This is a genomic window from Jatrophihabitans sp. (assembly GCA_036389035.1).
In the GTDB taxonomy this organism is placed as follows: Bacteria; Actinomycetota; Actinomycetes; order Mycobacteriales; family Jatrophihabitantaceae; genus Jatrophihabitans_A.
On sequence record DASVQQ010000008.1, the window covers coordinates 183,460 to 202,732 of the forward strand.

General features: G+C 71.6%; 18 protein-coding genes. 15 read left to right on the forward strand and 3 right to left on the reverse strand.

Annotation, left to right across the window (positions count from 1 at the left end):
* Positions 1-44 precede the first annotated feature (44 nt).
* Positions 45-431: an antibiotic biosynthesis monooxygenase gene (locus tag VF557_05955; GenBank protein HEX8079734.1), complete on the reverse strand. Its 387-nt coding sequence runs from the start codon at positions 429-431 to the stop codon at positions 45-47.
* A gap of 202 nt (positions 432-633) precedes the next feature.
* On the opposite strand from VF557_05955, the gene dnaE reads away from it, so the two are divergent.
* Together dnaE and VF557_05965 are read left to right on the forward strand one after the other, a co-directional pair.
* Positions 634-4,194 carry a DNA polymerase III subunit alpha gene (gene dnaE / locus VF557_05960; protein HEX8079735.1) on the forward strand — a complete coding sequence of 1,187 codons (3,561 nt, stop codon included), beginning with the start codon at positions 634-636 and terminating at the stop codon, positions 4,192-4,194.
* Positions 4,195-4,266: 72 nt separating this feature from the next.
* Positions 4,267-4,899 carry a hypothetical protein gene (locus tag VF557_05965; GenBank protein HEX8079736.1) on the forward strand — a complete coding sequence of 211 codons (633 nt, stop codon included), beginning with the start codon at positions 4,267-4,269 and terminating at the stop codon, positions 4,897-4,899.
* A gap of 55 nt (positions 4,900-4,954) precedes the next feature.
* Here the strand turns inward: VF557_05965 and VF557_05970 are convergent, their stop codons facing one another.
* Entirely contained in the window at positions 4,955-5,611 is a 657-nt protein-coding gene (locus tag VF557_05970) for a GyrI-like domain-containing protein (GenBank protein ID HEX8079737.1), read from the reverse strand.
* A 381-nt stretch (positions 5,612-5,992) separates the two neighbouring features.
* On the opposite strand from VF557_05970, the gene VF557_05975 reads away from it, so the two are divergent.
* Together VF557_05975 and VF557_05980 are read left to right on the forward strand one after the other, a co-directional pair.
* Positions 5,993-7,288, forward strand: a complete 1,296-nt coding sequence (locus VF557_05975) for an amidohydrolase family protein (protein ID HEX8079738.1) — start codon at positions 5,993-5,995, stop codon at positions 7,286-7,288.
* On the forward strand, positions 7,285-7,905 hold the full coding sequence (locus VF557_05980; GenBank protein HEX8079739.1) for a hypothetical protein: 621 nt from the start codon (positions 7,285-7,287) through the stop codon (positions 7,903-7,905). Before VF557_05975 ends, VF557_05980 begins: the two co-directional genes overlap by 4 nt.
* Positions 7,906-8,124: 219 nt before the next feature.
* On the opposite strand, the gene VF557_05985 is transcribed toward VF557_05980, so the two are convergent.
* Positions 8,125-8,820 (reverse strand): LON peptidase substrate-binding domain-containing protein, encoded by a 696-nt coding sequence (locus VF557_05985; protein ID HEX8079740.1) that lies wholly within the window; start codon positions 8,818-8,820, stop codon positions 8,125-8,127.
* A gap of 110 nt (positions 8,821-8,930) precedes the next feature.
* Between VF557_05985 and hisD the strand changes: the two genes are divergently transcribed.
* The 11 genes from hisD to VF557_06040 all read left to right on the forward strand — a co-directional run bounded on the left by hisD (position 8,931) and on the right by VF557_06040 (position 19,246).
* A complete protein-coding gene (gene hisD, locus VF557_05990) occupies positions 8,931-10,241 on the forward strand; it encodes a histidinol dehydrogenase (protein HEX8079741.1) in 1,311 nt (436 codons plus the stop codon).
* Positions 10,238-11,476 (forward strand): histidinol-phosphate transaminase, encoded by a 1,239-nt coding sequence (locus tag VF557_05995; protein ID HEX8079742.1) that lies wholly within the window; start codon positions 10,238-10,240, stop codon positions 11,474-11,476. The genes hisD and VF557_05995 overlap by 4 nt, the downstream gene beginning before the upstream one ends.
* The gene (gene hisB / locus VF557_06000) at positions 11,473-12,075 is read left to right on the forward strand and encodes an imidazoleglycerol-phosphate dehydratase HisB (GenBank protein HEX8079743.1); all 603 of its coding nucleotides are present in this window, start codon (positions 11,473-11,475) and stop codon (positions 12,073-12,075) included. Before VF557_05995 ends, hisB begins: the two co-directional genes overlap by 4 nt.
* Before the next feature lie 13 nt (positions 12,076-12,088).
* Positions 12,089-12,748, forward strand: a complete 660-nt coding sequence (gene hisH, locus VF557_06005) for an imidazole glycerol phosphate synthase subunit HisH (GenBank protein ID HEX8079744.1) — start codon at positions 12,089-12,091, stop codon at positions 12,746-12,748.
* A 57-nt stretch (positions 12,749-12,805) separates the two neighbouring features.
* Entirely contained in the window at positions 12,806-13,159 is a 354-nt protein-coding gene (locus tag VF557_06010; protein ID HEX8079745.1) for a hypothetical protein, read from the forward strand.
* On the forward strand, positions 13,156-13,896 hold the full coding sequence (gene priA, locus VF557_06015) for a bifunctional 1-(5-phosphoribosyl)-5-((5-phosphoribosylamino)methylideneamino)imidazole-4-carboxamide isomerase/phosphoribosylanthranilate isomerase PriA (GenBank protein ID HEX8079746.1): 741 nt from the start codon (positions 13,156-13,158) through the stop codon (positions 13,894-13,896). The genes VF557_06010 and priA overlap by 4 nt, the downstream gene beginning before the upstream one ends.
* 2 nt (positions 13,897-13,898) lie before the next feature.
* Positions 13,899-14,690: an imidazole glycerol phosphate synthase subunit HisF gene (gene hisF / locus VF557_06020; GenBank protein HEX8079747.1), complete on the forward strand. Its 792-nt coding sequence runs from the start codon at positions 13,899-13,901 to the stop codon at positions 14,688-14,690.
* Between the two features lie 92 nt (positions 14,691-14,782).
* On the forward strand, positions 14,783-16,249 hold the full coding sequence (locus VF557_06025; protein ID HEX8079748.1) for a neutral zinc metallopeptidase: 1,467 nt from the start codon (positions 14,783-14,785) through the stop codon (positions 16,247-16,249).
* A 104-nt stretch (positions 16,250-16,353) separates the two neighbouring features.
* Positions 16,354-16,845 (forward strand): hypothetical protein, encoded by a 492-nt coding sequence (locus tag VF557_06030; GenBank protein HEX8079749.1) that lies wholly within the window; start codon positions 16,354-16,356, stop codon positions 16,843-16,845.
* Between the two features lie 113 nt (positions 16,846-16,958).
* The gene (locus VF557_06035; GenBank protein HEX8079750.1) at positions 16,959-17,702 is read left to right on the forward strand and encodes a response regulator transcription factor; all 744 of its coding nucleotides are present in this window, start codon (positions 16,959-16,961) and stop codon (positions 17,700-17,702) included.
* Positions 17,699-19,246 (forward strand): HAMP domain-containing sensor histidine kinase, encoded by a 1,548-nt coding sequence (locus VF557_06040; GenBank protein ID HEX8079751.1) that lies wholly within the window; start codon positions 17,699-17,701, stop codon positions 19,244-19,246. The genes VF557_06035 and VF557_06040 overlap by 4 nt, the downstream gene beginning before the upstream one ends.
* Positions 19,247-19,273: the final 27 nt, after the last annotated feature.

Genomic DNA, 19,273 nt, shown 5'->3' on the forward strand with positions numbered 1-19,273 from the left:
GCCGGCTGCGGATCAGCAGCCGTATGGCTCAGCGGCTGCGGGGGCTAGGAGCCCGAGCCGCCCGCGGAGCCGCCGGCGACCACGTAGGACCACAGCTCGCTGCTGACCCCGACCGGCTTCTTGGGCTGCTCGCCGCCCTCGGCGCCGTGGGCGTGCGGGCTCCCGCCACCTTCGCCGCCCTGGGCGTGCGGGCCCTCGGACCGGTGGCCCTGGCCGAACGCCGGCGAGCTGGCCCAGGCGTTGAAGGCGTCCTCGTCGCGCCAGCGGGTGAGCACCAGCCAGGTGGTCCGGCCGTCGGTGGGCTGCAGCAGCTCGAAGCCCTCGAAGCCGTCCTGGTTGTCGACCGCGCCGGCCCGGGCCGCGAACCGCTTGGCCAGTTCGTCACCGCTGTCGGCGGCGACCGTGATGGCATTGATCTTGATGATGGACATGCTGCCCATGCTGTCACAGCCGGACCCGTAGTGGTTTCGACCGCCAGGGCGGCTAAAACCGATACGCGATGGTGGGACGTGACCGCGACGCGCCGGGACACGCCGGGCTTCTCGCTGTCGTCGTACCCAAGGTGCAGAATCGGAATCCGCTGGCCAGCCCGATCGATGGGCGCCACCCGAACCGAAGGACGTGGGCGTCGCTGTGACCGTCACCAGAGAGTCCGACTCCTTCGTACACCTGCACGTGCACACCGAGTACTCGATGCTCGACGGCGCCGCCCGGCTCGACGACCTGTTCGCAGAGACCGCCCGAATGGGCATGCCCGCGCTGGCCATGACCGACCACGGCAACGTCTTCGGCGCCTATGACTTCTACAAGAAGGCCAAGGCGCACGGGGTCAAGCCGATCATCGGCCTGGAGGCCTACCTCACCCCGAGCACCCACCGCGGCGACCGCACCCGGGTGCGCTGGAACGCCGGCGGCGAGGACGACGTCTCGGGCAGCGGCGCGTTCACCCACATGACGCTGCTGGCCGAGAACACCGCCGGCATGCACAACCTGTTCCGGCTCTCCAGCAGGTCCAGCCTCGAAGGCTTCTTCTACAAGCCCCGGGCCGACCGCGAGCTGCTCAACGACTACGCCCAGGGCCTGATCGCCACCACCGGCTGCCCGTCCGGTGAGATCCAGACCTGGCTGCGGATCGGCAACTACGGCAACGCCAGGGCCTCGGCCGCCGAGTTTAGAGACATCTTCGGCAAGGACAACTTCTTCCTGGAGCTGATGGACCACGGCCTGAGCATCGAGACCCGGGTCCGCGACGGCCTGCTGCGCCTGGGCAAGGACCTGGGCCTGCCGATGGTGGCCACCAACGACCTGCACTACACCCGGGCCGAGGACGCCGACGCCCACGAGGTGCTGCTGTGCGTGCAGTCCGGCAAGACCATGCAGGACCAGAACCGGTTCAAGTTCGACGCCAAGGACTTCTACCTCAAGTCCCCGGCCGAGATGCGCTCGCTGTGGGCCGACAAGTACGAGCTGCGCGAGGCCTGTGATAACACGCTGCTGATCGCCGAGCGGTGCGAGATCGGCTTCGACGAGTCCAAGAGCTACATGCCCCGCTTCCCGGTCCCCGAGGGCGAGGACGAGACGTCCTGGTTCGTCAAGGAGACCGAGCGGGGCCTGCATGCCCGCTACCCGGACGGGGTCCCGGCCGACGTTCGGGCCCGGGCCGACTTCGAGGTCGGCGTGATCACCCAGATGGGCTTTCCCGGCTACTTCCTGGTGGTCGCCGACTTCATCAACTGGGCCAAGGAGAACGGCATCCGGGTCGGCCCGGGTCGCGGCTCGGGCGCGGGCAGCATGGTCGCCTACGCGATGCGGATCACCGACCTCGACCCGCTGTGGCACGGCCTGATCTTCGAGCGGTTCCTCAACCCCGACCGGGTCTCGATGCCCGACTTCGACGTGGACTTCGACGAGCGCCGGCGCGGTGAGGTGATCCGCTACGTCACCGACAAGTACGGCGACGAGCGGGTCGCCCAGATCGTCACCTACGGCACCATCAAGGCCAAGCAGGCGGTCAAGGACGCGGCCCGGGTGCTGGGCTACCCGTTCGCGATGGGCGACCGGATCACCAAGGTGATGCCGCCGCCGGTGATGGGCAAGGACGTCCCGCTCTCCAAGATCTTCGACACCACCCACAACCGCTACGGCGAGGGCGGGGAGTTCCGGTCGCTGTATGACGCCGACCCCGAGGTCAAGCGGGTGGTCGACACCGCCAAGGGGCTGGAGGGGCTCAAGCGGCAGTGGGGCGTGCACGCGGCGGGCGTGATCATGTCGAGCGACCCGCTCATCGACGTCATCCCGATCATGCGCCGCGAGGCCGACGGCGCCATCATCACCCAGTTCGACTACCCGTCGTGCGAGAGCCTCGGCCTGATCAAGATGGACTTCCTGGGGTTGCGCAACCTCACCATCCTCGACGACGCGGTCGACAACATCAGGGCCAACCGCGGCCACGACCTGGTGCTGGAGGACCTGCCGCTGGATGACAAGGCGACCTACGAGCTGCTGACCCGCGGTGACACGCTGGGGGTGTTCCAGCTCGACGGCGGGCCGCTGCGGGCGCTGCTGCGCTCGATGCGCCCGGACAACTTCGAGGACATCTCGGCGGTGATCGCGCTGTACCGGCCTGGGCCGATGGGCGCGGACTCGCACAACAAGTACGCCAACCGCAAGAACGGCCGGGAGCCGGTGGTGCCGATCCACCCGGAGCTGGAGGCGCCGCTGGCCGAGGTCCTCAGCGACACCTACGGGCTGATCGTCTACCAGGAGCAGGTCATCTCGATCGCCCAGTCGCTGGCCGGCTACACCCTGGGCGGCGCTGACCTGCTGCGCCGGGCGATGGGCAAGAAGAAGAAGTCCGAGCTGGACGCCCAGTACGAGAAGTTCTCGGCGGGCATGGCGGCCAACGGCTACTCCGCGGCCGCGGTCAAGACGCTGTGGGACATCCTGGTGCCGTTCTCCGACTACGCCTTCAACAAGGCGCACTCGGCCGCGTACGGGATGCTGTCGTACTGGACCGCCTACCTCAAGGCGAACTACCCGGCCGAGTACATGGCCGCGCTGCTCACCTCGGTCAAGGACGACAAGGACAAGATGGCCGTCTACCTGGCCGAGTGCCGGCGGATGGGCATCAAGGTGCTGCCGCCGTGCGTGAACTCCTCCGACGCCAACTTCACCCCGACGGGCACCGACATCCGGTTCGGCCTGACGGCGGTGCGCAACGTCGGCGGCAACGTGGTCACCTCGATCACCACCTGCCGCAAGGCCAACTCGGCTTTCACCGACTTCGCCGACTACCTGCGCAAGGTCGACGCGATGGCCTGCAACAAGCGCACCATCGAGGCGCTGATCAAGGCCGGCGCGTTCGACTCGCTCGGCCACAACCGCAAGGGCCTGATCCAGGTGTACGAGGCCTCGATCGACGCGGTGCTGAGCACCAAGCGCGCCGAGGCGATCGGCCAGTTCGACCTGTTCGGCTTCGACGACGATGCCGGGGGCGGCCTGGGTGACATGTTCGCCGTCCGGGTGCCCGAGGGCGAGTGGGACAAGTCGGTGCTGCTCAACTTCGAGCGCGAGATGCTCGGGCTCTATGTCAGCGACCACCCGTTGCTGGGGGTCGAGCACATCCTCAAGTCGGCGGCCGAGGTCAGCATCGCCGAGCTGCAGACCGAGGCCGTCAAGGACGGTGAGAAGGTCACGGTGGCCGGCATCCTGTCCAGCGTCACCCGGCGGATGACCAAGGACGGCAAGCAGTGGGCCCAGGTGGTGCTCGAAGACCTCGAAGGTTCGGTCGAGGTGCTGTTCTTCCCGGCGTCCTACGCCCAGGTCGGCCTGCAGATCGCCGAGGACGCGGTCGTGGTGATCAAGGGCCGGGTGGACGCCCGGGAGGACACCATCCGGATCATCGGCTCGGACCTGTCGCTGCCGGACCTGACCAAGGGGATGGACGGCCCGCTGCGGCTGGTGATGAATCAGCACCAGTTCAAGCAGGCGATCGTGGACAACCTCAAGGAGATCCTGCGCTCGCACCCCGGCATGACCCCGGTCGAGATCCAGCTGGCGTTCGGCCAGCGGTTGCGGACCGAGCTGCCCGATTACCGGGTGACGCCGTCGCAAGGCCTGATGGGCGACATCAAGGCGTTGCTCGGGCCGAACGCGATCAGCGACCAGTCCGCTCCGAGCTCGGCGGGTCGCTGAGCCGGACCGGGTCGCCGGAAAAGCTCCGTTCAGTGAGGAACTACAACGGGGCGCGAGATCGTTGAATCGGGTATGAGAGAGCAATTCCGGCCCGGGCGGCCGTCAGCGTCCTTCGGTGGCGACCCCGAGCGTCCGGTGCTGGTGAAGCGGCCGGTCGCCAAGGAGCGGCCGGTGTACGACGAGCGGCCGGTCATCGAGGTGGGCAATTTCGGTCCCGGCTCGGCGACCAGCCAGGCGGTGCTGCGGCGCTACCTGCTGACCCGGGCGCTGGGCAGCTCGATCATCAACGCCGTGCAGTGGACCGGCGTGCTGGTGCTGCTGGTGGCCGCGCTGTGCTGGTTGGCCGACCTGCGGGTGCTGGCGGTGCTGGTGGGCCTGGTCGCCCTGCTGGTCTTCACCTTCCGCTGGCTGCTTACCGCCGTCGCGCGCCGGCTGTCCGGAGCGCACCGGCTCGGGCCGCTGGAGCCAAGGGTGGCCGCGCTGGTCGCCCGGACCCGCAAGGGACTGCGCCGTGAGCTGCGCCGGGTCGGGTTGCCGGGCGTGCCCTGGGGGCCGCTACTGATCGGCTGGCGGCTGCTGCGTCCGGTGCGGCGGGTGCGCACGGTGGAGGCGCTGAGCCGGATCGACCTGACCAAGGTGGTGCCGCCCAGCCAGGTGGACGAGCTGCAGATCCTGCTGCGCCAGATGCCGCCCGGCCGATTCTGAACGGCTCGGAAGCCACCTTCGCCATCGCAATCAAGCGCAGGCGGCGTCACTCGGGTTATGCGGTTGACGTGACGGGTTGGCGCAGGATCGTCTTTAGCTTGCCGGGCTCGGTCTTGCGGGGATCAGAGAGGTAGATCTCGTGGTGTAGGCCTGTCGGCACGAGTCCGTGGGCGGGGAGGAACTCGGCATGCAGGCGCGCAAGCGTCGGGCCCTCATCGTCATAGGAGCCGACGTGCAGGATCTGCGCGCTGCGGCCTTCGGCATAGCGCTCGAAGCGAATCAGGCTGAGTGCCGGCAATCCTTTCTTCCGCGCGGCGGCCAGGGCTTCATCGACAAGCTCGGAGCTGACCCAGTCGGGTTGGGCGATCATCATCGTCCAGTCCCAGGCGTCCTTGTCGCCGGTACGGAAGACCTCCCAATCCGTTGCTGACCACAGCCCTTCGAGGGGCGCCACCGTGTGCACCCTTTCCCCTCTTGCCTTTGTCGCGGCTCGCACCGCGTAGGAGGCGGTGTACAGCGCGGCCACCGCGTCGCGATAGGCGGCGGAGGTGTTCGGGTCACCATGCCCGTCGATCATGAGGAACCCCAGGTCGGGCACGTCGATGATCTCGAAGTCGCCGCGCTTGGGCGAGTAGAGATCCTTGCGCTCCTTCTTGATGTCATAGGTCTGCATCGCGCTCCGACTGGAACCGAGCTTCAGGTCGGCCGACATCCGCGAGCTACCTTCGTCGCCCGTAGCGGAAGTAGCCAAGAGGTACCGCGCCAGCTGAGTTGGTCAGGATGACCGCAGCTGTCCACCGCGCTTTCGAGCCTCGGACGTCAGCCGAAGGTCGCCGGGCAAGATCGAACAGAGCCGCGATCTTGAGCGCACCCTCAAGGGCTGCGCTGATGACAATCAGTCGACGAACCCCAGGACCAAGATCATTCCATCGCTTTCTGGCACGAGAGCGCACGAGAACACTGTGCCCGGTCATCCTGAGCGCGGGCAACCGACCCCCGCTTGCGAACCGCCGGGCACCCGAAGCGAGCCTGATGAGACCGGTACGGCCCGGCGCAGAGCCGTGCGCACGTCCCTTCTTGCGAAGATAAAATCGTGACCGATCAGGATCAGCCGTTGCTCGGCCGCCGCGGTGTGCGGTTGCCCGCGGCGCTGGCCGAGCGGGCCAGAGCCGGCCTGGAGCTGATCCGGTCACGCCGGCTGCGGACCGGCGCCGTCCCCAGCCGCGGGGTCGCCTTCGTCGGCACCGTCTGGACCGGCGGCGCTGCCCAACCCGGCTTCGGCCTGGTGGTGCTCGACGGCGCCGGCCGGGTCGCCGACCTCCGCCCCGAACGAGGCGGGATGCCCAGTGACCTGCTGGTGCTGGGCGGGATCAACCACTGGGTGGTGCCGGCCCTGGTGGACGCCCACGTGCACCTGAGCCAGCCGGCCGACGGGGAAGCAGCGGGGGACTGGCCGACCGGCCTGGAGACCGGGCTGGTCGGCCTTCGCGACCTGGCCTCGCCGCTGCGGCAGGCGCAGGGCTGGCGCACCGGGCACCGCCCGCCGCCGCCCGGCTGGCCGGTGATCGCGGTGAGCGGGCCGGTGCTGACCGCCCCCGGCGGCCACCAAGCCAGCTGCTGGGCCGGCGCCACCGCGGAGTTCGTCAACTCACCGGTGCAGGCGCGTTGGACGGTGCAGCGGCTGGCCGCCGACGGGGTGGACCTCATCAAGCTCGGCCTCGACCCCGGCCCGGACGCCGGGCCCACCCTGCCGCCGGCGGTGGTCCGGGCGGTGGTGAACGCCGCCCACGACGCCGGACTGCCGGTGCTGGCCCACGCGCTGAGCGCCGAGCTGGTCGGCCGCGCCCTGGACGCCGGGGTCGACGAGCTGGCCCGCGTCCCCACCGAGCGGCTGCCCGCTGCCCTGATCGAGCGGATCGCCGGCAGCGGGATGAAGGTCACCTCCACCCTGCAGAGGTTCTTCTCCTCCGGCCACGGCCGGGACGCCGCGGCCAACGCCGCCGACCTGGTCAGCGCCGGGGTGCCGCTGCTCTACGGCACCGACTCAGCCCGCTCCGGCGCCGCCCCGGCGGTGGACCCGCGCGAGCTGGACCGGCTGGCCAACACCGGGCTGGGACGGCTCGGAGCGCTCCGGGCCGCCACCGAGCACAGCGCCGGCGCTGCCGGGATGCGCCGGCGCACCGGGCGGCTGCGGGTCGGCGAGCCCGCCGCGCTGGTGTTGCTTCCCGCCAGCCCGCTGGTGGAGCCGGGCGTCTGGCGCACGCCGGGTGCGGTGTTCGTCGACGGTCGGCTTACCGTTAGTCCCAACGCGCCCAACCACCGGGCCGTCCGTCCCGCCGGCGCCACACCGTCCGGCCTCACCGCCGCCGCCGACCAGGGGAGCCGATGACCAACGCTCCAGGGGAGCCGATGACCGACGCCGTCACCGGCCAGCCCGCGCCGGTCGCCGGCCAGCCCGTGCCGGTCGCCGACCAGCCCGTGCCGGTCACCGACCACGACCCCGCCCTCGCTGGCCGATCCTGGCGCCCGCTGGCGATCCTGGTGGTCGGGCAGCTGCTGGCCGGCGTGCTGGCCGGGCTGATCTGGCGGGCCTGGGCCCCGACGACCACCTCGTACCTGGTGGAAGGCGGCGGCGGCAACCCGGCCTTCGTGGTGCCGCAGGAGAGCGAGTCCCAGATCGCCGGCGACGGCCGGTTCGTGCTGCTCTCGATAGCGCTCGGCATGGTGTTCGGGCTGCTGGCCTGGCGGCTGCGGACCATCCGGGGCCCGGTGGTGCTCGCCGCCCTGGCCGTGGCCGGGGTGCTGAGCTCGCTGCTGGCCCGCGCGGCCGGTGAGTGGTTCTCCGGCAGTCCCGTCCGCGAGCTCAACGCCGCGTTCACGCCGGAGTTGAGCCTGCACGCCCTGCCGGCGCTGGCGGTCCAGGCGTTCTTCGGGGTGCTGGTCTACACCGCGCTGGTCGGGCTGAGCGCCGACCCCGATCTCGGGGACCGGAAACCCCGCAGCTGACGTCCATCGACCAGAAGCCCGCAGCTGACGTCCATCGACCAGAAGCCCGCAGCTGGCGTCCATCAACCAGAAATCTCGCAGCTGACGTCGATCGTTGGCCTCGTAGCAGGGTGACCCGCCGTCCAGCACCCTGCTACGAGGCCACCGATCCCAACGCAAGGCGACTGAAGAACTCAGCCGGTCAAGGACCTAGGCCTCAGCCGGTCAAGGATCGAAGCCTCAGCTGGTGCCCCGGCTGCGCCGGAAGGTCGCCGCGGTGATCGGCACCGCGCGGAGCTGGCGCAGCAGCTCGGTCTCACGGCGCAGCACCGCCCGTCCGGCCTTCAGCCGGGCCGCGGTGTCGGCGACGCCGAGCAGCGCCTGGCGGTCCAGCATCGGCAGCGAGGGCAACATGGCCACCGCGTAGGACAGCGCCCGCGGGTCGGCCGAGACCGGCAGGTCGGTGAACTCCGCGAGGTCGGCGTTGAGCGCGGTCAGGGTGCGCAGGTGGATGTCCAGCGCTCGCCGCACCGAGGTGGCCAGTCCGGACCCGATCTCGCCCGCCGGCTCGGTCAGCCAGCGGACTTCGGCCACCAGGTAGGGCTTGGCGCCGGTGTCCAGGGAGTCGATGACGAACCGGCGTTCCCCGACCGCCGCCAGGTCGCAGCGGCCGTCGGGGTGGGGCAGCACGTCAGTCACCCGGGCCGAGGTGCCGACGTCGTAGACATCGCCGAGCTCGCCGACCTCCCAGCCCTGACGCAGCGCGACCACCCCGAACTCCGGCGCGCCGGGGCCTTCGGCATTGAGCAGGTCAGCGACCAGCTGCCGGTAGCGGGGCTCGAAGACGTGCAGTGACAGCCGCATGCCCGGCACCAGCACCGTTCCCAGCGGGAACAGCGGCAGCACCTCGGCCTTGCCGGACGTCGGATGAGGCACCCGCTCACCGTACGGCGGTTCCGGCCGGCCTGCGCGCCAGCTCGTGCCTACGAGGGAGCCCGGCACAGCGACGGCATCCGGAGGCCTCGCAGGCTAACTAGACTGGCTGCGTGCTTCGCCGAGTCGACCTGTCCGCCACCGCCGCCAGCCCCGGCCAGCTCCGCCGGTTGCTGCCGCGGGCAGAAATGGACGTCAGCTCGGCCCTGGATGCGGTCAGTCCGCTGGTCCGGGCGGTCCGCGAGCGGGGGTACCCCGCCGCCCGCGAGGCCACCGCCCGCTTCGACGGCGTGGACGTGCCCGAACCCCGGGTGCCGGCCGAGGCGCTGGCCCAGGCCCTGGCCGAGCTGGCCGGCCCGGTCCGCACCGCCCTGGAGGAGTCCATCCGGCGGGTCCGGATCGTGCACGCCGAGCAGCGCCGGGCCGTCACCGAGGTCGAGGTGGCCCCGGGCGCCACGGTGACCGAGAAGTGGGTCCCGGTGGACCGGGTCGGGCTCTACGTGCCGGGTGGCATCGCGGTCTACCCGTCCTCGGTGGTGATGAACGTGGTTCCGGCCCAGCTGGCCGGGGTGCCGTCGCTGGCGGTTTGCTCACCACCGCAGAAGGAGTTCGGCGGGCTGCCGCATCCGGCGATCCTGGCGGCCTGCGCGCTGCTCGGGGTTGACGAGGTGTACGCCGTCGGCGGCGCCCAGGCGATCGCGCTGCTGGCCTACGGCGACCCGGAGCTCGGAATCGAGCCGGTGGACCTGGTGACCGGGCCGGGCAACATCTATGTCGCGGCGGCCAAGCGGCTGCTGCGCGGGGTGATCGGGATCGACGCCGAGGCCGGCCCCACCGAGATCGCCATCCTGGCCGACCGGACCGCCGACCCGACCCACGTGGCCGCCGACCTGATCAGCCAGGCCGAGCACGACCCGGCGGCCGCCTCGGTGCTGGTCACCGACTCGAGCGACCTCGCCGACGCGGTGACGGCGCAGGTGGAATGGCAGGTGGCGCTCACCCGACATGGCGAGCGGGTGCGCACCGCGCTGTCCGGGCCGCAGTCGGCGATCGTGCTGGTGGCCGACCTGGAGCAGGGCCTGGAGGTGGTCAACGCCTACGCCGCCGAGCACCTGGAGGTGATCACCGCCGACGCGCGCAAGTGGGCCGAGCGGGTCCGGCACGCCGGCTGCGTGTTCGTCGGCGCCCACTCGCCGGTCTCGCTGGGCGACTACTGCGCCGGGTCCAACCACGTGCTGCCCACCGGCTGCACCGCCCGGCACGCCTCCGGGCTGAGCGTGCAGTCCTTCCTCAGGGGCCTGCACCTGGTCGAGTACAGCCGCGAGGCGCTGGCCGAAGTCGCCCCGCACGTCCTGGCGCTGGCCGAGGCCGAGGACCTGCCGGCGCACGGCGCGGCGGTCAGCGCCCGGATGCCGCGGCCATGACCGGCATCCCCTCCAGGGTCGCGACGAGCGTTGCGACGAGCGTTGCGACGAGCACGGACGCGGGCTGGCAGCTGCCGCTGCGCCCGGAGCTGGTCGGCCAGGTCCCCTACGGCGCCCCGCAGCTGGACGTGCCGGTGCGGCTGAACACCAACGAGAACCCCTACCCGCCCTCGGCCGGTGTCGTCGCCGACATCGCCGCCGCGGTGAGTGCGGCGGCCGCCGGGCTGAACCGGTACCCGGACCGGGAGTGCGCCGAGCTGCGCGCCGCGCTGGCCGGCTTTCTCGACCGCGAGGCCGGCGTGCGGCTGGGCACGGCTCAGCTCTGGCCGGCCAACGGCTCGAATGAGGTGATGCAGCAACTGCTGCAGGCCTTCGGCGGGCCCGGCCGCACCGCGCTGTCCTTCGCCCCCACGTACTCGATGTATCCGGAGTACGCCCGCAACACCCACACCGAATGGGTGACCGGGCCGCGGGCCGCCGACTTCAGCCTGGACCTCGACCAGGCGATCGACCTGATCAACCGGCTGCAACCCTCGGTGGTGCTGCTGGCCTCGCCGAACAACCCGACCGGCACCGCGCTGCCGCACTGGCAGCTGCGCGCCGTCCTGGACGCCGCGCCCGGCGTGGTGATCGTCGATGAGGCCTACGCCGAGTTCCGCCGGGCCGGCGTGCCCAGCGCGGTGGGCCTGCTCGCCGACCACCCGCAGCTGATCGTCACCCGCACGATGAGCAAGGCGTTCGCGCTGGCCGGCGGCCGGCTGGGCTACCTGGCAGCCTCGGCCGAGGTGGTGGACGCCGTCCGGATCGTCCGGTTGCCCTACCACCTGTCCGCGGTTAGCCAGGCGACCGCGCTGGCCGCGCTGGCGCACAGCGCCGAGCTGCTGGCCCGGGTCGCCGAGCTGCGCGCCGAACGGGACGCCACGGTGGGCTGGTTGCGTGAGCTGGGACTGCGGGCGGCCGACTCCGACGCCAACTTCGTGCTCTTCGGCGCTTTCGCCGACCGGCACGCGGTGTGGCAGGGTCTGCTCGATCGGGGGGTGCTGATCCGCGAGACCGGGCCGGACGGCTGGCTCCGGGTCTCGATCGGCGACCAGGAGCAGATGCGGGCCTTCCGCGCCGCCCTGCAGGATCTGTCCGGCCAGCCAGCGATGCGGCAGCTGACCGATTCCGGCGGGGCAGGATTGAGCGTGGCCGGTTCCAGCGGAACCGGATCGACAGAGGAGGACAGCGGATGAGCCGCACCGGACGCATCGAGCGCAGCACCACCGAGACCAAGGTGCTGGTCGAGATCGACCTCGACGGATCAGGCCGCGCCGACATCAGCACCGGGGTGGGGTTCTTCGACCACATGCTGGGCTCGTTCGCCAAGCACGGCCTGTTCGACCTGACCGCCCACGTCGAGGGCGACCTGCACATCGACTCCCATCACAGCGTCGAGGACGCCGCCATCGCGCTCGGCCAGGCCTTCACCGAGGCGGCCGGGGACAAGGCGGGCACCCGGCGCTTCGGCGACGCCACGATCCCGATGGACGAGGTGCTGGTGTCGGCGGCGGTCGACCTGTCCGGGCGGCCCTACCTGGTGCACCACGAGCCCGACGGCGCGCCGGCCTACCTGCTCGGCCGCGACACCGCCTACGCCACCACCCTGACCCGGCACGTCTTCGAGTCCTTCACCTACCACGCCCGGGTGGCGCTGCACGTCACCGTGCACTCCGGCCGGGACTGGCACCACATCATCGAGGCGCAGTACAAGGCGGTGGCCCGGGCGCTGCGCGCGGCGGTGGAGCTCGACCCGCGCCAGTCCGGCGTGCCCTCGACCAAGGGCGTGCTGTAGCGGTGGGCTGCGGATGAGCAAGGTGATCGTGCTCGACTACGGCTCGGGCAACGTCCGCTCGGCGGTGCGCGCGCTGGAGCGGGTCGGCGCAGAGGTCGAGCTCAGCGCCGACCCGCAGGCCGCCGTCGAGGCCGACGGCCTGGTGGTGCCGGGCGTCGGAGCGTTCGCGGCCTGCATGGCGGGCCTGCGCGAGGTGCAGGCCGGCCGGATCCTCACCGAACGGGTGCGGGCCGGCCGTCCGGTGCTCGGCATCTGCGTCGGCATGCAGGTGCTGTTCACGGCCGGCGTCGAGCACGGGGTCCAGACGCCGGGCCTGGGCGTGCTGCCCGGCCGGGTCGAGCGGCTCAACGCCCCGGTGATCCCGCACATGGGCTGGAACACGGTGCGCCCGCCGGCCGGCTCGGTGCTGTTCGACGGCGTCGAGCCCGGCACCCGGTTCTACTTCGTGCACTCCTACGCGGTCCACCCCAGCCCCGAGCACCCCAGCCCCGAGCACCCCAGCCCCGAGCGCCCCGCGATCGAGCAGGCCGGTTACGCGGCCACCCTGGCCGAGCACGGCGAGGACTTCGTCGCGGCGGTGGAGGCCGGGCCGGTGTCGGCCACCCAGTTCCACCCGGAGAAGTCCGGGGACGCCGGGGCGCAGCTGCTGGCCAACTGGCTGGGCACCCTGTGACGCCGGCTGCTCGGCCCGGCCGGGCAGCAGCCGGGCGATCATGAGCGAGTCGCGAGCATGAGCAAGCAACGAGCACAGCGGCGCGCCGAACGGCTGGCCGCCACCGAGCAGCGGCTGGAGCTGCAGCGGCAACGGCTGGCCGCCGAGGCCGACCGGCGCCAGCGGCGGGCCCGGTGGCAGCGGGCCTGGCAGGCTGTGCCCGGCAGGCGTCCCGGCGGCCGGAACCCGGTCAGCAGGCTCGGCGTCCGCCGCAAGGAACGGCGCGCCGTCATCGCCTCGGCGCTGCTGGTGGCGGTGGTGCTGACCTACCTGATGAGCCGCTCGGTCGTCATGGTGATCGGCGTGCTGCTGGTCTCGGTGATCGTCATCCCGGCGCTGGCGGTGGCCTTCGGAGATCGGAGCAGGAGATGAACACCGCGATCGCGCCGCTGGTCCTGCTGCCGGCCGTCGATGTCGCCGGCGGCGTCGCGGTCCGGCTGGTGCAGGGCGAGGCCGGCACCGAGACCTCCTACGGCAGCCCCCTGGAGGCGGCGCTGGCCTGGCAGTCAGACGGTGCCGAGTGGGTGCACCTGGTGGATCTGGACGCGGCGTTCGGGCGGGGCAGCAACCGCGAGCTGCTGGCCGAGGTGACCGGGCAACTCGACATCGCCGTGGAGCTGTCCGGCGGGATCCGGGACGACGAGTCGCTGGCGGCGGCGCTGGCCACCGGCTGCGCCCGGGTCAACCTGGGCACCGCGGCCCTGGAGTCCCCGGACTGGGTGCGCTCGGCGATCGCCCGGCACGGCGACCGGATCGCGGTCGGCCTCGACGTCCGCGGCACGACGCTGGCCGCCCGGGGCTGGACGGAGCAGGGCGGTGACCTCTACGAGGCGATCGAGCGCCTGGACGCCGACGGCTGCGCCCGTTACGTGGTGACCGACGTGCACCGCGACGGCACCCTGACCGGGCCGAACCTGGACCTGCTGCGCTCGGTGTGCGCCGTCACCGACCGGCCGGTGGTGGCCTCCGGCGGGGTGTCCTCGCTGGCCGATCTGGCTCAGCTGGCCGGGCTGCGCGGCCTCGGCGTCGAGGGCGCCATCATCGGCAAGGCGCTCTACGCCGGCGCCTTCACCCTGCGCCAGGCGCTGGCCACGGTGGCTGGGGTCTGAGCGTGCCGGTCGCGGTCCGAGTCATCCCCTGCCTGGACGTCGCGGACGGCCGGGTGGTCAAGGGCGTCAACTTCACCGGCCTGCGCGACGCCGGCGATCCGGTGGAGCTGGCCCGCCGCTATGACGCCGAGGGCGCCGACGAGCTGACCTTTCTCGACATCACGGCGTCCTCGGCCGGCCGCCGGACCACCCTGGCGGTGGTGTCGCGGACCGCGGAGCAGGTCTTCATCCCGCTGACCGTGGGCGGCGGGGTGCGCTCGGCGGCCGACGTGGACGCGCTGCTGCGGGCCGGCGCCGACAAGGTCGGGGTGAACACCGCCGCGATCGCCCGTCCGGAGCTGCTGGCCGAGATCGCCGACCGGTTCGGCCGGCAGGTGCTGGTGCTGTCCGTCGACGCCCGCAGGACGCCGGCCGGCGCCGCGGCGACCGAGTCCGGCTTCGAGGTGACCACCCACGGCGGCCGGCGCGGCACCGGCATCGACGCGCTGTGGTGGGCGGCCCGGGCCGCCGAGCTGGGCGCGGGGGAGATCCTGCTGAACTCGATGGACGCCGACGGCACCCGCAACGGCTTCGACCTGGAGCTGATCGCCGGGGTCCGGGCGGTGGTGTCGGTGCCGGTGATCGCCAGCGGCGGCGCCGGCGCGGTCCGGCACTTTCCGCCGGCGGTGGCGGCCGGCGCCGACGCGGTGCTGGCGGCCAGCGTGTTCCACTACCAGCAGGTCAGCATCGGCGAGGTCAAGAGCTGCCTGGCGGCCGCCGGCGTCCCGGTCCGGTTGGCTCCGGCCGTTCGCTGAGGCCGTCTGCGGGCGGTACCGTGACATTTGTTGCCCGCGTCGTCGGGCGCCGCCGGCCAGCACAGCCCAGCGGCCTTCAGCTGGGACCTGTCGTGACCTTCAACCTTCGCCTGGCCCTGTCGGCAGCGCTGTTGCCCGTCAGCCTGCTGCTGTCGGCCTGCGACCCCTCGCTGCCCCGGTCGAACAACAACGATTCGGGCTCGCAGTCCGAACAGCGCAACGCCTCGGTCCGGATCGTCAACGACGGGCGCACCGAATTCGACCAGGTGGTCAAGAACTCCATCGCCGACCTGCAGGAGTTCTGGCGCGCCAACTACCCCAAGGCCTCCGGCGGCCGGGCCTACCCCGAGCTGCGCGGCGGGATCTACTCGGTCGACGGCAAGAAGGTCCCCGCCGCGGCCAAGCGCAACGCCTGCCTGCGCGAGGACCCGAGCGGCGCGGAGAACAACGCCTTCTACTGCCCCGCCGACGACTCGGTGGTCTTTGACCGCAACCCCGAGAACCTGGTCGGCCAGCTGGGCCAGAAGTACGGCAAGTTCATGATCACCGCGGTGGTCGCGCACGAGTGGGGTCACGCCATGCAGCAGCGGCTGGGCGTCTTCGAGGCCGGCCCTGACGGCGAGCGGCCACCCACCATCTTCACCGAGACCCAGGCAGACTGCGCGGCCGGGGCGTTCATCCGCACCGCCCAGGACGGCCAGACCGAGCATGTCGCGGTCACCCAGGAAGAGCTGGAGGAGATGCTGCTGGGCTACCTGCAGGTGCGTGACCCGCCGCCGGTGACCTACGAGCAGATCTCGCACGGCAACGGCTTCGACCGGCTGTCGGCGATGGCCGACGGGATTGCCAACGGCGTGGAGTACTGCTTCGGCAGGGAGTTCCAGCAGCGGGAGTTCACCGAACGCCCGTTCACCTCCGACGCCGATTACCAGCAGCGCGGCAACCTGCCGTACGAGCAGGTCATCGACCCGACCCCGGACTCACCCGACCAGTCGACCCTGCAGAACGAGCTGAACAGCTTCTGGAGCAAGGCGGCGGAGTCGGTGGACAAGTCCTGGAAGGACGTCGAGCTCCGCGAGACCGGCAGTCCGGACTGCCCGGACGTGCAGGAGGCCAGCGAGTTCGACTACTGCCCGGCCGGTGACTACGTCTACTTCACCGACGAGTTCGCCCGGCAGGCCTACAACAGCCTGCCGGACAAGCGGGTGGACCGGTCCACCGGCGAGCTGACCCTGATCGACGACGCGCCGGCGGACTACGCCCTCGGGATGCTGTTCGTCTACGGCTGGAGCATGGGGGTGCGCGACCAGCTGTTCGCCCGCCCGATCGATGACCGGGACGCCATGCTGGACGCCAGCTGCTACAGCGGGGCCTTCACCGCCTCGATCAACGACGGGGAGCAGGGTTTCCAGCTGTCACCGCCGGACATGGACGAGGCCACCTCGGCGGTGATCAAGCTGGTGCCCTCGGACAAGGCCTACGGCGCGCACGAGACCACGGCGCTGCAGCGCATCCAGCGCTTCACCGAGGGCTACTTCGGCGGGTTGCCCGCCTGCTGAGCCCACCGTCCCGGCGCGCCGCGGTTGCACCGGAGCGGGGTTGGCCCCACCCTAGGTTCACACCGGCGGGCGCCGGCCCGGCGGCGGAGGAGGAGTGAGCGGCGATGAACGAGACCCGCACGCCGCCCACCGTGATCGCCGCGGTGGCGGCCGGCACGGTGGTGGTGCCGTTCCTGATCGTGTACTCGTTCCTGTTCATCGTCCGGGGCGGCTTCGTCCAGGTCGACCAGCCCGACATCACCGGCAGCCGGACCGGTGAGCTGATCGCCGGCCTGATCGCGTTCGGCTTCTTGATCTTCGTGCTGTGGGGGATGGGCCGGCTGCTCAACGGCTGGGATCGCTGGGTGTTCCTGGCCGGCCAGCTGCTGACGTTCGGCGTCGCGTTGAAACTGCTGCTGGACTCGGCCTCCGGCGAGCCGCAGGTGCCTGCGGTGGTGATGGTCGCGGCGCTGCTGGCGATGGTGCTGGCCTGCCTGTCGCCGTCCTGGCGGTGGGTGGCGACCGAGGGCGGCCAGCGGGTCACCGAGGCGCCCGCCGACCGTCCGGCGGCCTCGGAAGGCGGCCAGGCATGGGGCGGGCAGTCGGTCGGGCACTGAGATCGACCTTCCCAGGGTTCGACCTTCCCAGGGTTCACGTCCCAGGGCTGGCGCACAGCCGGTTCACAGTGAAAGCTAAGGGGGTGCCTACCCGGACGCGGGACCCTCAGCTCATGTCCAGTTCTGTCTCCACAGTCTCAGGCCAGTCCGCCCGCCAGCCCGCCCCGCGCGCCAAGCGCCGGGTGCTGGTCGTCGATGACGAGGAGAACGTGGTGCACCTGGTCGCCTCCGCGCTGCGCTTCGACGGCTACGAGGCGGTGACGGCCGACAACGGCCATTCCGCGCTGGCCGCGGTCGCCGAGTACGACCCCGACCTGGTGGTGCTCGATGTGATGATGCCCGGCCTGGACGGTCACGCCGTGCTGCAGCACCTGCGCTCGGCGGGCTCCGTGGTGCCGGTGATCTTCCTGACCGCCCGCGACGCCGCCAACGACCGGGTGGCCGGGCTGCGCTCGGGTGCCGATGACTACGTGGTGAAGCCGTTCAGCGTCGAGGAGCTGCTGGCCCGGGTCAACGCCGTGCTGCGCCGCACCCAGGCCGAGCAGGACCGCGACGGGGTGCTCAGGGTCGCCGACCTGGAGCTGGATGAGAACAGCCACGAGGTGACCAGGGCCGGCGAAGAGGTGCACCTGACCGCCACCGAGTTCGAGCTGCTGCGCTACCTGATGCGCAACGAGCGGGTGGTGCTGTCCAAGGCCCAGATCCTGGACCGGGTGTGGAAGTACGACTTCCAGGGCCAGTCCAACATCGTCGAGCTCTACATCGGCTACCTGCGCAAGAAGATCGACCACATCGAGCCCAAGCTGATCCACACCGTCCGGGGCGCCGGCTACGTGGTCAAGGCGCCGCGGGGGTGAGTCTGGGCAGCGTCGGAGCGCCGACCGGCCCAGCTAACCCGACCCGCCACCCACGGTGGCTGCCCCGCACCCTCAGCGCCCGGCTGGTGATCGGCGTGGTGGGGCTGCTGCTGGTGGTCGTCACGATCACCGGCGCGACCACCTACTTCCTGCTGCGCCCGTTCCTGCTGCAGCGCCTGGACCAGCAGCTGAACAGCGTGGCCTCCGGCAACGCCAACAGCGTCCGGCAGTGCATCCTGTCCGGTGGCCGGACCTGCACGGTGGGGGTGCCCGGTAGCAGCGGGGCCGCCCAGCTGGCCACCACCCAGCGGGAGTGGATCGTCGGCTACGACTCCGCCGGCAACGCCGTCATCAAGGTCACCGCCAACATCGACTCGCTGTCGCAGCTGATCCTGTCCGGCCGGCAGCGCGAGCAGGTAATGACCGATCCGGGCAAGGTCCGCACCATCGCCACCCCCGACGGCCTGCGGCTGCGGGTGACCGCCCGCCAGATCCAGATCCGGACCCAGACCATCACCGTGGTCACCGGGCTGTCGATGGAGGACGTCGATCACACCCTGCAGCGGCTGCTTATCCTCGAACTGGTCGTCGGGGCCACCGCGGTGCTGCTGGCCGCGGGCCTGACCAGCTGGGGTGTCCGGGTCGGGCTGCGCCCGCTCAAGCGGGTCACCCGGACGGCCCAGGACGTCACCGCCGAGCTGTCGCCGGCCGGCTCCGGGCTGGACCGCCGGGTCCCGGACGCCGACCCGAGCACCGAGGTGGGCCAGGTGGCCGCGTCGGTGAACACCCTGCTGGAGGCGGTCGAAACCGAGTTCGCGGCCCGGCTGCGCAGCGAGGAGCGGATGCGCCAGTTCCTGGCCGACGCCTCGCACGAGCTGCGCACCCCGCTCACCTCGATCCGCGGCTACGCCGAGCTGTCCCGGCTGCAGGGCCACTCCACCGACGCACCGGATGACTCGATGCGCCGGATCGAGGTCGAGGGCACCCGGATGTCGCGGCTGGTCGAGGACCTGCTGGTGCTGGCGCGCGGTGACCAGGACACGGCGCTGCGGCGCGAGCCGGTGGAGGTCGACAAGCTGCTGGCCGAGGCTGCCCACGCGGTGTTCTCGGCCTACCCCGAACGCCCGCTGAGCATCATCGGCTCCGGCGGCGCGGTGGTGATTGCCGACCGCGACCAGCTGCTGCGGGTGCTGATCAACCTGGCCTCCAACGCCGCGATCCACACCCCCGCCGGCCCGATCCGGCTGGAGGCCATCCCGGGCCGCACGCCGGCCGGCGAGGCGGTGGCGCTGCGGGTCATCGACACCGGCCCGGGGCTCGCCCCCGAGGACGCGGCGCACGTCTTCGAACGGTTCTGGCGGGCCGACAAGGCGCGCAGCCGGGCCAAGGGCGGCAGCGGCCTGGGCATGGCGATCGTGGCCCAGATCGTGGCGGCGCACGGCGGCCACGTCCAGTTCGACTCCACCGTCGCGGGCGGCACCACCGTCACCGTCACCCTGCCGGTGTGCCCCCCGGGGTATCCGGGCGAGCGCCCGCCTTTCTGAGGCCCTGGCCCCGAGACGGGCTCTGAG

What these genes read in the sequence shown, in the direction of transcription:
- VF557_05955 (HEX8079734.1), bottom strand. Translation starts at nt 431, where the DNA reads ATGTCCATCATCAAGATCAATGCCATCACGGTCGCCGCCGACAGCGGT.
- VF557_05965 (HEX8079736.1), top strand. Translation starts at nt 4,267, where the DNA reads ATGAGAGAGCAATTCCGGCCCGGGCGGCCGTCAGCGTCCTTCGGTGGC.
- VF557_05970 (HEX8079737.1), bottom strand. Translation starts at nt 5,611, where the DNA reads ATGTCGGCCGACCTGAAGCTCGGTTCCAGTCGGAGCGCGATGCAGACC.
- VF557_05980 (HEX8079739.1), top strand. Translation starts at nt 7,285, where the DNA reads ATGACCAACGCTCCAGGGGAGCCGATGACCGACGCCGTCACCGGCCAG.
- VF557_05995 (HEX8079742.1), top strand. Translation starts at nt 10,238, where the DNA reads ATGACCGGCATCCCCTCCAGGGTCGCGACGAGCGTTGCGACGAGCGTT.
- hisB (HEX8079743.1), top strand. Translation starts at nt 11,473, where the DNA reads ATGAGCCGCACCGGACGCATCGAGCGCAGCACCACCGAGACCAAGGTG.
- hisH (HEX8079744.1), top strand. Translation starts at nt 12,089, where the DNA reads ATGAGCAAGGTGATCGTGCTCGACTACGGCTCGGGCAACGTCCGCTCG.
- VF557_06010 (HEX8079745.1), top strand. Translation starts at nt 12,806, where the DNA reads ATGAGCAAGCAACGAGCACAGCGGCGCGCCGAACGGCTGGCCGCCACC.
- priA (HEX8079746.1), top strand. Translation starts at nt 13,156, where the DNA reads ATGAACACCGCGATCGCGCCGCTGGTCCTGCTGCCGGCCGTCGATGTC.
- VF557_06030 (HEX8079749.1), top strand. Translation starts at nt 16,354, where the DNA reads ATGAACGAGACCCGCACGCCGCCCACCGTGATCGCCGCGGTGGCGGCC.
- VF557_06035 (HEX8079750.1), top strand. Translation starts at nt 16,959, where the DNA reads ATGTCCAGTTCTGTCTCCACAGTCTCAGGCCAGTCCGCCCGCCAGCCC.